This window comes from Hydrogenophaga sp. FG152 (assembly GCF_057809615.1).
In genome coordinates this window covers 33,768-48,686 of sequence record NZ_JBMDKH010000020.1, presented here as the reverse complement: position 1 = coordinate 48,686, position 14,919 = coordinate 33,768, and the positions used below count along the sequence as shown (strand labels likewise).

Sequence of the window (14,919 nt, the reverse complement as noted above, 5' to 3'; positions counted from 1 at the left end):
TGTCCCACCACCACGCCGGCGACCAACCCGCGCAAGGAGGTGCAGGCATGAGCGCGCCACAACGCATGGCCGAGATCGCCGGCGGCGGCATTGGCGGCCTCGCAACCGCCGCCTTGCTGGCCCGCGATGGATGGAAGGTGCGTGTGCACGAACGCGGTGACCAGATCCGCGAAATCGGTGCCGGCATTTACATCAAGAACAACAGCATCGAGGTGTTGGAGCAATTGGGCGTCTTCGACGCCATGGCTCCACTTGGCCTGCAACTGCAACGTGCGGAGATCCGCTTCCCGGATGGCTCTTTGCGCCAGCAACGTTCGCTGGCAGGTCTGTCGCGCGTACATGTGTTCTCACGCCAGGCCGTGATTGAGGCTCTGCGCGACGTTGCCCTTGCCGAGGGTGCAGAAATCGTGACGGATTCCACCGTGACGGGCGTGACCGAGCAGGGCGGGCGCTACGCGCTGCGCACCCAGAAGGGTGCGGCTTCGACGGCCGACCTGGTTGTGGGCGCCGATGGCGTGAACTCGGCGGTCCGCAACTCCCTGCCCATGCGCAGCGGCTTTCGCGTGCTGCCCACCATCATCGACCGCTTCCTGATCCAGGGGCGCGAGTTCACGCCCGAGAACAAGACCGTGGAGCACTGGTCAGGCAACCGGCGCATTGGCGTGACCCCGGCAGGTCCTGATTCCACCTACGTGTACATGGTGGCCCCTGAGCGCGATGCCACAGCCAAGAAGCTGCCGCTGGACGCAGCCGACTGGTCCGCGCGCTTTCCCGAGCTTGCGGGCCTCATGCAGGCGTTGAGCCAGGCGCCGGCCACTCAATACAACTACGGTGTGGTCAACTGCCCGCACTGGGCCATGAAGAACGTCGCCATCCTGGGCGACGCGGCGCACGGTCTCCCTCCCACGCTCGGCCAAGGCGCGGGCCTCACACTGATCAACGCCTATGCCCTCGCGCATCACCTGCGACAGGAAGCCGACGTGGCGCGCGCCATCCGCCAATGGGAGCACAACGTCCGCTTTATCAGCGACCAGACCCAGACCTGGGCCTGCCGCTACGACTGGTTCTCGAGGCAATGGCCCACCAGCCTGGACGTGGCGCGGCCGCTGATCACCTGGGCCTTCGGGCGTTTTCGCTACCTCAACGACCGCATGCGCATCGCCGATCAAGGCCTGCGTCTGGCCGGCATCGACATGACACGGTAAGCACATGTTGATCGAAGGCACCAAAATTCTGGCCCGCCCCTTGGACGAGGTGTGGCAAGCCCTGAACAACACCGACTTCCTGGCCAGGGTGATCCCTGGCTGCAGCAAGGTGAGCGAGCCGGCACCCAACCAGCTCGCCCTCGTTCTGAGCGCGGCCGTGGGCCCCATCAAGGTCAGCTTCAGTGCGGAGGCGCAGCGCGAGGACGTGGTGCCCCCCACCTCCTTCGCCTTGTCAGGGCGCGGCTCCGCGGGCCCGGCCGGTGCGGCCAGCGGCCGCGTGAAAGTGCAATTGACGCGCGTGGAAGGCGGTACTCAGCTGGCCTACAGCGCCGACACCGAAATCACCGGCCGCATGGCACAGCTGGGTTCGCGCCTGATTGACAGCGCAGCCCGCAAATTTTCGGAGGAGTTTTTCGCCAATGTGGCGCGCGAGCTGGCGCAGCCCGCCCCAGCCCAGGCCACGACAGGACCTGCGGCGGCCCCCGCTGCGCCCCAGGGCGTGCCTGCCGCGACGGCCACCGTGCCAGACGTCATGGCCTGGCGCCTGGCGCTCGATGGTCTGGCCTGGCGCATGGCCGTGGGTTGCGCGGCCGGTTCGTTCATGGGCACGCTGGTGGCCATCCTCGCCTCGCGCGTCGCATGATCTGCAACGCAAGACCCAAAAGCGTTTTTGGGACGCAGGTGGCGCTGGCCAGCGGTCATCATCTGGCCTCGCAGCACGCCCTCCGTTGCCTGGCGGACGGCGGCTCATTGGTCGACGCCATGGTCAGCGCCTCGGCAACACTGGCCGTGGTGCTACCGCATGCCGGCTCGCTGGGTGGCTGCGGCATGATGATGTACTACGACGCGGCCACGGGCGAGGTGCATGCGCTCAACGCCAGCGGGCGCGCGCCGGGGTCGGCAAAGGTTGAACGGTTCACCAACGGCATGCCGCAACGTGGCACAAGCTCGGCGGTGGTACCCACACTGGTGCGCCTGTGGGCTCGCGCCCATGAGCGCTTTGGCCGCATCACGCTGCGCGAGCTTCTGGCTCCGGCCATTGCCTTGGCGCGCGATGGCTGCAACGTGGCCGAGGAACTGGCACGCAACCTCCGCCTGAGTGGACCACTTGTGCGAAGCCAGCCCGGCTTCGACACGCTCTTCATGCCCGGTGGCGCGCTGCTGGAAGCGGGTCAACGCATTCGGCAGCCCGCACTGGCGGAAGCTCTGAACGCCATTGCACATGAGGGAGAACGCGGCTTTTACGAAGGCGCCTCCATGCGAAGCCTGACGCGCTTCTCGCAGGGAACCAACGGGCTGCTGGATGCAATCGACTTCGCTCACGCGCAGGCGGACTGGGTTCAGTCCTGGACCTCGCCAACGGCCGGACACGCGGTGCATGTCATGCCGCCCAACTCGGTCGGCGTGCTCATGCTGCAACAACTGCAGCGCTGGGACCGCCATGGCTGCCAGCTCGGTGCCGAAGGCATGGCCCAAGACATCGAGCATGCCCTGGCCGTGATCGCCAAGGGCCGTACCCGCATCGGCGATCCGGCACAGGTGAGCGTTGCGGCCCTGGACGCCCGGTCCTTCGGCGTGGATACCGTTCGCGCCTCAGCAGAGTGGCGCGCCGCATTTGCCAACAGCCGGGCGGGCGTCGGCGACACCACGGGTTTCGTCGCCATGGATGCGCAGGGCAATGCCTTGGCCATGCTGCAAAGCGTGTTCCAGCCCTTCGGCAGCGGCGCAGTGGACCCTGGCACCGGCATCCTCCTGAACAACCGCATGTTTGATTTCGACACAGAACCAGGCAGCGTCAACTGCGTCGCCCCGCATCGCAGGCCCTCGCACACCCTGAACCCGTGGCTGCTGCTGCGCGACGGACGGGCCACGATGGCCGCAGTGTCACCGGGCGGCGTCAGCCAGACCACCACGGGCTTCCAGATCGCCACCGGTGCGCTGGGCGGCATGGTCACACTGGGCGAGCTGGTCGCACGGCCGCGCTGGAGCCTGGCGCGCGACGGCACCATCCTGCTGGAGCCCGGTCTTCCACAAGCCGTCGCCCATCTCCTGCGCGAACGCGGCCACTCCGTCGAAACCGACTCTCAACACGAGTTCTATTTCGGCTCGGTCAAGGCGGTGCGTCGCAACGCTTCGGGCAACCTTGAAGCCGCGGCCGATGCGCGGCGTCAGGCGGTGGCGCTCGGGTTCTGAAGAGTCAGGGACAGACACCCGGCACTCCACCTTCTCAATCAATTGTTCATCTCGTATGCGATTCACCACTTACCTCAGCCCCACCGGCCCCCGCCTGGGACTGGTCACCGACGACGGCTTGATCGACTTGGCCTCGGCCTGCCCTGAAGTGCCCAGCGACCTGCTCACGGCCCTCCGCCAGAACGTGAACCTGTCCGATGCGGCCGAGCGTGCCATCCATTCTTCTGCCCCGCGATTGCAGCCTGACGCGCAGCAATACGCGCCGGTCATTCCAGCGCCCGGCAAGATCATCTGCCTCGGCCTGAACTACTTCGACCATGCCAAGGAAGGCGGCCGGGACAAACCCGCGTACCCCTGGTTTTTCCTGCGCACAGCTTCGTCCCTGGTGGGCCACGGCCAGGATCTGTGGCTGCCGCGCGTCTCAGCACAGCTGGACTACGAAGCGGAGCTGGCGGTCGTCATTGGTCAACGCGTGCCCCGCCACATCGCTGCCGAGCATGCGCTTCCCTACGTGTTCGGCTACAGCTGTTTCAACGACGTCTCGGTGCGCGACTACCAAAAGAAGACGCCGCAGTGGACCATCGGCAAGAACTTCGATGCTTCCGGTGCACTCGGCCCCAACGTGGTGACCGCCAACGCGCTTCCTCCGGGCGCCACAAACCTGCGCATCCAGAGCCGCCTGAACGGCGCCGTGATGCAAGACGCAAACACCGCCGACATGATCTGGGGCGTGGCCGAAACCTTGGCGTTGCTGAGCACCGCCATGACGCTGGAACCTGGCGATGTCATTGCCATGGGCACACCTGCCGGCGTGGGCCAGTCGCGCCAGCCGCCCGTGTGGCTGCAGGCGGGCGACCACGTCGAAGTCGACATCGAAGGCGTTGGCCTGCTGAGCAACCCCGTACGACCTGAACCCTGAGTTTTCCCTTTGTATCCATCTTCGAGGAGTGATTCGATGACCCTTCCCGTTACCATCTTTGCACCTGGCGGCTACCGCTACATTCCTTCGGTCTTTCAGTACTCGGGCGGGGTGGCAGCTGAACCCGGATTTGCCCTGCAGCGCGTGCGCTTTATGCGCCAGCTTCCCATGAAGGAAGCTTTCGCGGCCGTCGAGGCACACCTGGCCAGCGTGGGCCGCCCCACCACAGCCATTGCCCAGTTCGAACTGCGCTCACCCGATCCGTTCAGCGATTCCGGCTTCAAGGAGTTCAACAGCCACTACGTGCAGACCCTGGAACGCTGGGGCCTGTACAAGGACGGCGTGAATCCTGTCGCGCGCACCAACGTCTGCCCGATGTACGACAAGCCGACAGAATCGCGCGTGTTCGGGTTTTGCTACACGGTGCCCGCCCAGCGTTCGCTGCCCAGCTTTCAGCTCTCGGGAAGCGCCGACGCGCGCACAGGCAACGAGCCCGCGCATGAGCGCAGCATCGCCTGGCAAGACACCTCTCCCGAAGGCCTGCGCACCAAGGTACGCTTTGTCGTTGACGAAATGGAGTTGCGCCTAAAGGCGCTGGGCGTGAGCTGGTCGGATGCCGTCTCGACACAGCTTTACACCGTGCAAAACATCGGCCACCTGGTCGGCGAGGAATTGGCCAAACGCGGCGCAGGCTCTGGTGGTTTGGTCTGGAACTACGCCCGTCCGCCAGTCGTCGGCCTTGAGTACGAAATGGACGTGCGCGGCCACGCTCATGAGATCGTTCTTTGAACTTGACAGAGGTGCCCCTCTCGGGTCGAAGATAACTGGAGTTCAATAGCAAGATCACAGGCTGTTCTGACCCAATAAAGTCGAAAACAGCCCCTAAGGATCCACGCGGGATCCAGAAGCAGCACTTGACGGGCGGCACCGAGCAAAGTCGAAAACTTCACACAAGTGCGAAGTCGACATAAGGCTCAATCGAGGATGGCAACCGCTCGCGTCCAGCCCGCAGAAGCAGCCTTGATCTTGACAGGGAAGCAGCAGACGGTGAATCCGTGCGCAGGCAGAGCTTCAAGGTTGTGCAGCTTCTCCAGATGGCAGTAGCCAATGTCTCTGCCCGCCTTGTGCCCCTCCCAAATGAGCGAGGTGTCCTTCGTCTCCTGCACCTTGCGCTGCGTGTACACGAATGGAGCATCCCAGCTCCACGCGTCAGTCCCGGTCAAGCGCACGCCTTGCTCGAGCAGGTACAAGGTGGCCTCGCGGCCCATGCCACAGCCTGCCTCGACGTAATCGTCATGGCCATAGCGCGATCCCGCTCGTGTGTTGACCACGACGATGTCGCCTGGCGCAATCTGATGCTCGATGCGGGCAAGCTCGTCGTGCACCTCTTGCTTCGTCACCACGTGGCCATCGGGTAGGTGTCTGAAATCCAGCTTGACCCCTGGCGCAAAGCACCATTCGAGTGGCACTTCGTCGATGGTCCACGCGCGCTGAGGCTCTCCCAAAGCATGATTCATCGTCGGGTGGAAATGGTACGGCGCATCCAGATGGGTGCCGTTGTGCGTGGTCAATTGCACTTTCTCCACCGCCCACCCGGCAGCATCCGGAAGGTCCTCCGGCTTGAGGTCGGGAAAGAAGGACTGCAGGCGCGGGATCGACTCCGTGTGCCCCAGGTAGTCAATCTTCGGCCGTGCAATGTCAGGATCGCTGCGCACGCCGTTCTCCAACGGCATGGAGATGTCAATGAAGATCTTCTTCATGCAATCACCATTCCAGTTTGATCGCGCGCTTCAACCCACCTCGCACGTGCAGTACCTGTATACCAGACAGGACCCGAGCTTGGGTCATGCGTGAAACTCGACATCATCGCTGGGCCTCATTCCACCTTGATATTGTTGGCACGGATCAGCGCCTCCCAGTCCTTGGATTCCTTCTCGATCCGGGCGGCCATCTGCTTGGGGCTGCTGGCGACCGGTGTACCCGATCGGCCCACGAGGCGTTCTTTGACCTCGGGGAGCTCATTGATCCGATTGATCTCGGCACTCACCTTTTCGATGATCGCGGCAGGCGTGCCCGCAGGTGCGTAAAAGCCGTGCCAGCCCTCAAGAACGACGCCGGGCACGGTCTCGGTGATCGTCGGCAGATTCGGAAATTCAGGGTGACGACGCGACCCGGAGTGAGCCAGGGCTTTTACCTTGCCGGCCCGGATCTGCGGGATGGCAGTCGCTGTTGGCTCTAGCAGAAACTGAATCCGACCCGTGATGAGGTCATTCATCGCGCCAGTGCGATATGGCACATGCAACATGTCGACGCCGGCTTTCTGCAAGAGCTGCACGAACACCAGGTGGGGATACCCCCCCACGCCGTAGGAGCCATACACCAGTTCGCCTTTGCGCGAGCGTGCAAGGTCGATCGCTTCTGCGACCGTGTTGGCGCCTACGTTATTGCTCGCCAACAGCATCGTCGTGGTGTTGACGGCCTCAGCCACCGGCACAAGATCCTTTCGAGGATCGAACGTGATACTGGTGTACAGGAACTGGTTCATCGTTGTCACGTTCGCGATCGCGTAGAGGAACGTGTAACCGTCTGGAGCCGACTTGGCTGCTGCGTCTGCACCGATGTTGCCGGCTGCGCCGCTGCGGTTGTCCACGACCACCGGAACCTTCAGCGCAGCGGCGAGCTGGTCGGCATAGATGCGCGCAAAGATATCGGGCTGCGTTCCCGCAGTGGCTGCCACGACGAGCTTGATCGGCCTGTCAGGCCACGTAGACGCTTTGGCGAAGAAAGGGACGGCGCCGAGTGCCAACATCGAACGGCGCGTGAGCAGGCTGAGGTCTTTCATGGTGTGGAGGGACTTGTCTCGTCGAGTTGTTGTCTTGAATCGGGCTGGTTGATGACGGTCGCCGGGCCGTGATGTCGGGCCCTGCAATTTGACATCGTAGTGCGCGCCCGCCCGAATTGCAACCATCGTTTCAAACGTGTGTTTGTTTTTTTGGCAACGAATGATGTAAACCCCGTCTGGCAGAATCTCCCACGCAACTCCTTTCCAACCATGGCATCAAGGCAAAACACCCCGAGCGAGGGCGCAACCCAGCAGAAGATCATCGATGCAGCCCTCGTGCTCTTTGCCGAGTACGGGATCGATGGCGTTCCCGTGCGGGCCCTCACCAGCCATGCCGGCGTGAACGTGGCGGCCATTCACTACCACTTCGGCGGCATGGAGGCGGTAGCGGAAGCGGTGTTCAACGAGCTCTCGGCTCGCATCAACAAGACCCGAACCAGCAAGCTCGAAGAAATCCTGGCCCGCGCGAAGGCCAAGCGCAGGAAGCCCAATGTGACCGAAATCGTCCTGGCCTTCATAGAGCCCTATGTGGACGACAACGCCACGACCGAGGGGCAACTGCTGGCCCAGCTGATCGTGAAGCACCGCCTGTCGCCCTCCCCGATGACGGAACAGGTGATCAAGAAACACTTCGACCCGATGGCCAAGCAGTTTGTGGCCGCGCTGCACGAGGCCGTTCCGTCGGTACCGTTGAGCCAGATGTACTGGCGTTACATGCTGCTCGTGAGCACCGTCGTGCTCTCCGTGAGCGCCCGTCGCGGCTCCAACCGGCTGCAGCGCCTGTCCAATGGCGAAGCGGATGGAGCCGACCTCAACGCCATGCGAGACGCACTGGTCGAATTCGTCATCGGTGGCATCCGCGCACCGCACCGCGTTACTTCGGCGCCCTAGCCTAGGCACCTCCACCTGCTTCTGCAGGACCGCTCCCGTCAGCTTGGTTTTCATTCGTTTCAAACAACTGTTTGGACGCGGCTATACTGCGACCTCCATCCCGCATGGCTGCACCCCCTTGTGAGGGCCTCGGGAAATACCGCATGCTGCTTGGCAAAAGGAGACAACTGTGATCTTCGAGAAGAACGTTGAGATCAAGGTGCGCGATGGCGCTGTTCTCAGGGCAAACGTGTTCCGCCCCGAAGGCGACGCACCCGTGCCGGTCCTCATGACCCATGGCCCATACGGAAAAGACGCGCACTTTGAGGACGCATTCAAGCCCCAATGGGATGAGCTCAAGCGCCTCTATCCCGGCATCGACACCGATGGCTCATCGGGCCACTATCTGCGATGGGAAGTGGCCGATCCCGAGCGCTGGATCCCCTTGGGCTACGCGATCGTCGTGGTCGACAGCCGTGGTGCCGGCGAGTCGCCGGGCAAGTTGCAGGTGTGGTCGCCGCAGGAAGTGGATGACTACCATGACTGCATCGAATGGGCTGGCACCCAAAGCTGGTGCAGCGGGAAAGTGGGCCTGCTGGGCATCTCCTACTACGCGATGAACCAGTGGCAGGTGGCTAAGCCCATTCGGCCCCCTCAATGTCCGCTTCCACCTAGGGCTTCTTCAAACTTGAATGCACGCGACAGTTCCACAACCCAGTTGAGCACGCCTGACTTCTCTATCTGAACTCCAACTCTTGGAAAGACTGCTTCGAAGTCTGTGGATTGCCTCCAAAGAGTAAGCGCAATGACCTGGCATTTTTCCAGGTCACCTCCAACATACCCGTCAACGAGGCCCTCCGATCCTTGAATGCTTTCAAGCACCGCCTGCATCGCTGTAACTGTTTCTTCGAAACGGTCTGACGAAGGATGATGGATAGCGAGGACTGAAAACATGTGTTCTTTCGTGGATATCAGGACTTATCCCGCAACATCTGGTTCAGCCGGTACAGGAAGCTGAACTCGCCTACAAACTGCTTGTCTAGATAGACCTGATTTCCGAACGGCGCACGAGCCTCTCTCCGAGCCACTGAAGCATCCTGCAGGGCCGTGACGCCCGCTTCAATTGGGTCGATACACGGTACACCCAGGTGACTAGACAGGACTTCACCATGAACACCCAGAGGGGCTCCTCCGGCCACCGAGGAGCTCAGACGGTTGACGCGGCGATTGAAGTCTCCGAACGTGACCGAGCGTCCATCCAGGGTCTGAAACGCTTCTCTTCCTGAGCGCACGGATGCGTTGGCGACCAGCACATCGCCAAGCGTGCGCACGTCTGCCAGCGTGTTCACAGGAAGAAGCGCGGCATGGCGGCAGAGAGCAAGCGGGCTAGATTGACTTTGGTCCGGTAGCCTGCAGCTTCGCGCCGAGCTCGCGCAAGACGCTTCTAGTCCACGAGATTGCGGGGTCGAGGGACTGATATCTGTGCCACTGCACCGCCGTGATGATGGGCGCAATAGGAATGGGACATGGCACGACCTTGACTGGCCATTGCTTGGTGAGCGATTTCGCCAGATGCGTCTGGAGAGTTCCGACTCGCTGGGTCCCAACTAGGTAGACAGGCATGGTGGTAAAGCTCGGGATTTGCACCTCTATGCGTCGAGTCAGGCCGAGTTCATCCATGGCAATTTGGTCCAGAGTGGGAACGCGACCGCGACCCAACAGAACGGCGACGTGTCCCGTTGCCAAGTACTGCGCTTTGCTCAAACGCCGTCCAATCTGCGTGTTTCCAGTCCATGCCAAACAAGAAAACGTGTCGCGAAAGACGATTTCGCTGGGATGCCGTTCGGAGACACCGGAGGCAAGCGAAACCACCAAGTCCACATCGCCCTGTTCGAGCTCTTCGCTGAGGTACCCGCTGATGGAACGAACCTCGAATCGAAGTCCAGGCGCCTCCCTTTCAGCGCGCTGGAAGAGAGGTGCCAACAGAACGTTCTGAATGTAGTCAGAGCCAACAATGGTTATCTGTCGCTCGATGCGCGAAGGCTCGATTTCTGGTCGTCGACGCGTCAAGGCCTGAACCTGCAAGAGCAAGTCCCGAACAGGTTCTGCGAGGCTATGCGCGAACGGAGTAAGAGTGAGTCGCCGCCCGTGCGGTACCAGAAGTTGGTCGCCAAAGTACTCGCGAAACTTCGCTAGCGCAGCACTCACGGCTGGCTGGCTCAGATGGACGAGGGTGGCAGCCTTACTGACGCTTGCCGTAGCCAGCATCGCATCCAACAGTACCAACTGGTTCAAATCCAGCTTGTTGACTCTCATCTTGGGTCTCCATGGAGCAACGGTGTGAGCCGCTGAACGACATATAAATGCGGCTGATAGGTTTCATCCGTAAGAATCATTTCTGAAGAATACCAAGTAGTGGCAGAGTCCGGTTGTAAGAGTGCCCGGAGTGCACTCACGGAGACGACATGAACGACCAAACCACACGCGAATGCCCACGGCTGCACCACTTCTCTAGCGAAGGCTTGCCACAAAGCGAGCAACGCGAGAGCGAATACAAGAGCACCGATGCGCTCCATCCAGCGACTTGAAACTTTCATCGCGCACCTCCTGCAGCTTCAACGCGTATCCGCCACAACTTCTGATTCGGTCTCCAAGGTTCAGGGCCAGCCGCGAAGAACGGCTGGCCCTTTTTTACTCAGCACAGCGCTTGAGATGCAATGGAAAACCTAGACCTCCATGTACTGAGAAGTCTTTTTCAATGGCGCCAATCAGGGAGATCTGCATTGCTCGCAACGGTCACGCGGACCTGGGGAAGATCGCCACGACCCGTCGGCTCCATCATGGCACTCAGTGAGAGCGGGTCGGTTGTCGGTTCAGTATCGGAAGGGTGCATCGCGGATGATCTGGTCTACCGATACCGAGACGGAATGTGCGATGGACCACCACAGCGCGTGAAATATGGCGTGTCCGCAGACGAGGCGCATCGTTTCGGCCTGCCTTGCGGAGGAACGCTCGAACTCTTGCTGGAGTTCAACCCGAGCGTCTTCGAACTGTCAGAGTTGGTGACGCGTCTCGCTTCAGGGGATTTGGTCCTGAGAAGAACGCACATCGGCTCTGGTCGGGTTGCTCTAGCGGACACTGATGCCGCCGCCGAGCTCGTCGAATCGGACGGATGGATGCCTGACGACGTGGTCAGCGCGTTTCGGGCAGACCAGCGCACTGCAATCGTCGCGCTTACACACGACCCGAAACTCGACGACCTCGCGTTGTTGGAGGCGCTCGACACCTCATCCTTCTATATCGGAGCTATCGGCTCGAGGCGCAACCAGAGCGCACGTCGCTCACGCCTGAAGGAACATTTTGAACAGACTGACGAGACTCTTGCGCGACTCCGAACAGGCGCCGCTGCGCCACCCCCTCACTCCACCGTCACACTCTTCGCCAGGTTGCGCGGCTTGTCCACGTCCGTGCCCTTGGCCAGTGCGGTGTGGTACGCCAGCATCTGCAGCGGCACCACGTGCAGCAAGGGGCTGAGCGCGCCGTAGTGCTCGGGCATGCGGATGACGTGGATGCCCTCGCTGCTGGCGATGCGGGTGTCGGCATCGGCCAGCACGTAGAGCACCCCGCCGCGCGCGCGCACTTCCTGCATGTTGCTCTTGAGCTTTTCCAGCAGCGCGTTGTTGGGCGCCACCGTCACCACGGGCATCGCCGCCGTCACCAGCGCCAGCGGGCCGTGCTTGAGCTCGCCGGCCGGATAGGCCTCGGCGTGGATGTAGCTGATCTCCTTGAGCTTGAGCGCGCCTTCGAGCGCGATGGGGTAATGCAGGCCCCGGCCCAGGAACAGCGCGTTGTCCATGCGCGCGAAGTCTTCGGCCCAGCTGATCACCTGCGGCTCGAGCGCGAGCACCGCCTGCAGGGCCACCGGCAGGTGGCGCATGGCCTTCAGGTGCTCGGCTTCGGCTTCTTCGCTCAGGTGCCCGCGCGATTGCGCCAGCGCCAGCGTGAGCAGGAACAGCCCGGCGAGCTGCGTGGTGAAGGCCTTGGTGGACGCGACACCGATCTCCACTCCCGCGCGGGTGATGTAGGCCAGCTCGCATTCGCGCACCATCGCCGAAGTGGCCACGTTGCACACCGTCAGTGTGTGCTTCATGCCCAGGCTCTGCGCGTGGCGCAGCGCGGCCAGCGTGTCCGCCGTCTCGCCGCTTTGCGTGATGGTCACCACCAGCGTGCGCGGGTTGGGCACGCTGGTGCGGTAGCGGTACTCGCTCGCCACTTCCACTTGCGTGGGAATCCTCGCAATCTCCTCCAGCCAGTACTTGGCGGTGCAGCCGCTGTAGTAGCTGGTGCCGCAGGCCAGGATGAGCACGTTGTCGATCTCTTTGAACACGCTGTACGCGCCGTCGCCGAACAGCTCGGGCGTGATGCCCTCCAGGCCTTCGAGCGTGTCGCCGATCGCGCGCGGCTGCTCGAAGATTTCCTTCTGCATGTAGTGGCGGTACGGGCCGAGTTCGGCCGCGCCGCTGTGGGCCTGCACGGTCTTCACCGGGCGCTGCGCGGCGCTCAAGGCGCGGCCTGCGCTGTCGAGCACCCAATAGCGGCCCAGCTGCAGGTCGACGAGGTCGCCTTCTTCGAGGTACACAATCTGGTCGGTCACGCCCGCCAGGGCCATGGCGTCGCTGGCGAGGAAGTGTTCCGCCCCGCCCTGCCCCACGCCGAGCACCAGGGGTGAGCCGGCGCGCGCGCCGACCACACGGTGCGGCTCGTCCTTGTGGAACACGGCCAGCGCATAGGCGCCGTGCAATTGCGCCACCGCGCCCTGCAGCGCGGCGAACACGTCGCCTTCGTAGAGTGAGTCGATCAGGTGGGCGATGACTTCGGTGTCGGTCTGGCTCTCGAACACGTAGCCCTTGGCCTGCAAAGCCGCGCGCAGTTCGTCGTGGTTTTCGATGATGCCGTTGTGCACCAGGGCCACGCGGCCGGCCGCGCCCGCGACGGCGCCAGGACCGTGGCTGAAATGGGGATGGGCGTTGTGCACCGCCGGGGCGCCGTGGGTGGCCCAGCGGGTGTGGGCGATGCCGGTGCCGCTGCCGATCGACTCCTGCTGCACCTGCTGCGCGAGTTCGGCCACGCGCGACGTGCTGCGCGCGCGCTGCAGGCCGCCGCTGTGCACGGCCACACCGCAGGAGTCGTAACCGCGGTACTCCAGCCGCTGCAGGCCCTGAACCAGCACGGGCACGATGTCACGCCCGGAAACCCCTGCCACGATGCCGCACATACGCTCTCCTGAAAAATGGAATGCGTGATGCTAAACACGGCCACAAGAAATTAATGATCAAACAATGATAAAAAGTGGCTGATAATTTCTCCACACTACAAAAACCGTCAAATATTTCACTGAACTCGATTTTATGGAACCGATCGACATCGACGAAGCCGATCTGCGGTTGCTGGAACTGCTGCAGGCGGATGCCTCGCGCAGCAACCAGGCGCTGGCCGAGCTGGCCCACCTCTCGCCGCCCACCAGCCTGCGGCGCGTCAAGCGGCTGCGCCAGCTCGGGCTGATCGAGCGCGAGGTGGCCTTGCTCAGCGCCGACCGGCTCGCCCCCCTGCTGGGCCACGGCCTCACGGCGCTGGTGGAAATCACCCTGGAGCGCCAGGGCGCGGAGCACCTGGACGCCTTCGAGGCCCGCGTGCTGCCCACGCCCGAGGTGCAGCAGTGTTACCGCGTGAGCCCGGGGCCCGATTTCATGCTGGTGGTGCACTGTGTGGACATGCCGGCCTACCTCGCGCTGGCCCAGCAGCTGTTCACCAGCGACGCCAACGTGCGCAACATCAAGGCCTTCTTCAGCCTCAAGCGCGCCAAGTTCGATCCCCGGCTGCCGCTGGGCCGGGTGCGCAGTGGCGGGGGCAATTGAATACCTTCGTAAACCACACCGGGCCGGATATTGATGCAAACCGCACAAAAAAGGACCTCGCATCTGTCCTGAGCGGTTGACGGCCCAGGGCACCTGTAACACGCTCCTAAAATCCCATCTCCCGATCCGCTCGGGTTCAAGGAGCTTGCATGGATGTTGTGACGATCGCGCTGCTGGTCGCCGCCTTGGTGGTGCTGGCGCTGTGCGCCTGGGCGGTCCGCCGCCTCAGGCGCCGCGAGTCGTCCGGCCGCGACGACCGGTACTCACCGGAGCGCATCCTCACGGCCGAACAGGCCCACATGCTGGACTACCTGCAGGACACCTTTCCGGGCCAGATCGTGCTGCCGAACATGATGCTCAAGGACATGCTGACGGTGCGGCGCGCGGCCGACCGCAGGCGCGCCGAAGAGCGGCTGTACGAACAGAAGGTGGATTTCGTGGTCTGCGGCCCGGACGGTCGCCCCAGCTTTGCCTTCGACGTGGAGCAGCACCACCTGAGCGATGCCAAGGCCAAGGCCTTCAAGGTCAAGATCAAGAACCGCATCCTCAAGACGGCGGGCGTGCGTTTCGTGTTCCTCAAGAACGGCATTCACCGCATGCCTTCACCGACCGATTTCCGGGCCCAGCTCAACCTGGCGGAACTGCCCAAGCCCAGGAGCCGCGAAGAACGGCGCGAGAACGCGCGCCAGCAGCTGGAAAGCCAGTTCTCCGGCTTCGACCAGCAGCACGGCAACACCGGCTTCCGCGAATCGGAAATCATGGGCATGAGCGGGCTGATGGACCTCAACCGCAATGGCCGCCGCGGTTTCGACGAGGCCCGGCTCAACGGCAACAGCGGCTTTGACAGCCACGAGCGCGGCGACAGCCGCTTCGACGGCAACTCGCAGGACGTGCGAGGGAGGTAGTAAACACCCCCGCCGCGCTGCGCGCGACCCCCTCCAGGGGGCGTGTCCTGCGGCCCGGCAAAGCCGGTTC

At 63.0% G+C, this 14,919-nt stretch carries 15 protein-coding genes and 1 pseudogene; 11 read left to right on the top strand and 5 right to left on the bottom strand.

The window, feature by feature from the left end; genetic code table 11:
* Positions 1–47 precede the first annotated feature (47 nt).
* The 5 genes from ACODTB_RS21460 to cnbZ are packed head-to-tail and all read left to right on the top strand — an operon-like array spanning position 48 to position 5,106.
* Positions 48–1,205: an FAD-dependent oxidoreductase gene (locus tag ACODTB_RS21460; protein WP_488929717.1), complete on the top strand. Its 1,158-nt coding sequence runs from the start codon at positions 48–50 to the stop codon at positions 1,203–1,205.
* Positions 1,206–1,209: 4 nt separating this feature from the next.
* Entirely contained in the window at positions 1,210–1,848 is a 639-nt protein-coding gene (locus tag ACODTB_RS21455; protein ID WP_291114593.1) for an SRPBCC family protein, read from the top strand.
* Entirely contained in the window at positions 1,845–3,398 is a 1,554-nt protein-coding gene (locus ACODTB_RS21450) for a gamma-glutamyltransferase family protein (protein ID WP_291114592.1), read from the top strand. The genes ACODTB_RS21455 and ACODTB_RS21450 overlap by 4 nt, the downstream gene beginning before the upstream one ends.
* Positions 3,399–3,453: 55 nt before the next feature.
* Positions 3,454–4,317: a fumarylacetoacetate hydrolase family protein gene (locus ACODTB_RS21445; RefSeq protein ID WP_291114590.1), complete on the top strand. Its 864-nt coding sequence runs from the start codon at positions 3,454–3,456 to the stop codon at positions 4,315–4,317.
* A 36-nt stretch (positions 4,318–4,353) separates the two neighbouring features.
* Positions 4,354–5,106, top strand: a complete 753-nt coding sequence (cnbZ, locus tag ACODTB_RS21440) for a 2-amino-5-chloromuconate deaminase CnbZ (protein ID WP_291114588.1) — start codon at positions 4,354–4,356, stop codon at positions 5,104–5,106.
* 185 nt (positions 5,107–5,291) lie between these two features.
* Here the strand turns inward: cnbZ and ACODTB_RS21435 are convergent, their stop codons facing one another.
* Together ACODTB_RS21435 and ACODTB_RS21430 are read right to left on the bottom strand one after the other, a co-directional pair.
* Positions 5,292–6,077 (bottom strand): cyclase family protein, encoded by a 786-nt coding sequence (locus tag ACODTB_RS21435; protein ID WP_291114586.1) that lies wholly within the window; start codon positions 6,075–6,077, stop codon positions 5,292–5,294.
* Positions 6,078–6,193: 116 nt separating this feature from the next.
* On the bottom strand, positions 6,194–7,159 hold the full coding sequence (locus ACODTB_RS21430; RefSeq protein WP_291114584.1) for a Bug family tripartite tricarboxylate transporter substrate binding protein: 966 nt from the start codon (positions 7,157–7,159) through the stop codon (positions 6,194–6,196).
* Between the two features lie 210 nt (positions 7,160–7,369).
* On the opposite strand from ACODTB_RS21430, the gene ACODTB_RS21425 reads away from it, so the two are divergent.
* Both ACODTB_RS21425 and ACODTB_RS21420 read left to right on the top strand, forming a co-directional pair.
* Positions 7,370–8,050 carry a TetR/AcrR family transcriptional regulator gene (locus tag ACODTB_RS21425; RefSeq protein WP_291114582.1) on the top strand — a complete coding sequence of 227 codons (681 nt, stop codon included), beginning with the start codon at positions 7,370–7,372 and terminating at the stop codon, positions 8,048–8,050.
* Between the two features lie 169 nt (positions 8,051–8,219).
* Positions 8,220–8,774 (top strand): CocE/NonD family hydrolase, encoded by a 555-nt coding sequence (locus ACODTB_RS21420; protein ID WP_488929716.1) that lies wholly within the window; start codon positions 8,220–8,222, stop codon positions 8,772–8,774.
* Positions 8,775–9,000: 226 nt separating this feature from the next.
* Here ACODTB_RS21420 and ACODTB_RS21415 read toward each other — a convergent pair whose 3' ends face one another.
* Entirely contained in the window at positions 9,001–9,378 is a 378-nt protein-coding gene (locus tag ACODTB_RS21415) for a hypothetical protein (RefSeq protein WP_488929715.1), read from the bottom strand.
* 37 nt (positions 9,379–9,415) lie between these two features.
* On the bottom strand, positions 9,416–10,345 hold the full coding sequence (locus tag ACODTB_RS21410) for a LysR family transcriptional regulator (RefSeq protein WP_488929714.1): 930 nt from the start codon (positions 10,343–10,345) through the stop codon (positions 9,416–9,418).
* Positions 10,346–10,494: 149 nt separating this feature from the next.
* Between ACODTB_RS21410 and ACODTB_RS21405 the strand changes: the two genes are divergently transcribed.
* Together ACODTB_RS21405 and ACODTB_RS21400 are read left to right on the top strand one after the other, a co-directional pair.
* On the top strand, positions 10,495–10,617 hold the full coding sequence (locus ACODTB_RS21405) for a hypothetical protein (protein ID WP_488929713.1): 123 nt from the start codon (positions 10,495–10,497) through the stop codon (positions 10,615–10,617).
* Between the two features lie 129 nt (positions 10,618–10,746).
* A pseudogene (locus ACODTB_RS21400) lies at positions 10,747–11,424 on the top strand (XdhC family protein); the annotation flags it as partial.
* A 23-nt stretch (positions 11,425–11,447) separates the two neighbouring features.
* Here the strand turns inward: ACODTB_RS21400 and glmS are convergent.
* On the bottom strand, positions 11,448–13,304 hold the full coding sequence (glmS, locus tag ACODTB_RS21395; protein WP_291121611.1) for a glutamine--fructose-6-phosphate transaminase (isomerizing): 1,857 nt from the start codon (positions 13,302–13,304) through the stop codon (positions 11,448–11,450).
* A 133-nt stretch (positions 13,305–13,437) separates the two neighbouring features.
* On the opposite strand from glmS, the gene ACODTB_RS21390 reads away from it, so the two are divergent.
* Both ACODTB_RS21390 and ACODTB_RS21385 read left to right on the top strand, forming a co-directional pair.
* Positions 13,438–13,944: an Lrp/AsnC family transcriptional regulator gene (locus ACODTB_RS21390; protein ID WP_291121612.1), complete on the top strand. Its 507-nt coding sequence runs from the start codon at positions 13,438–13,440 to the stop codon at positions 13,942–13,944.
* A gap of 149 nt (positions 13,945–14,093) precedes the next feature.
* Positions 14,094–14,849, top strand: coding sequence for a DUF2726 domain-containing protein (locus ACODTB_RS21385; RefSeq protein WP_291121613.1), 756 nt, complete (start codon positions 14,094–14,096; stop codon positions 14,847–14,849).
* Positions 14,850–14,919 lie beyond the last annotated feature (70 nt).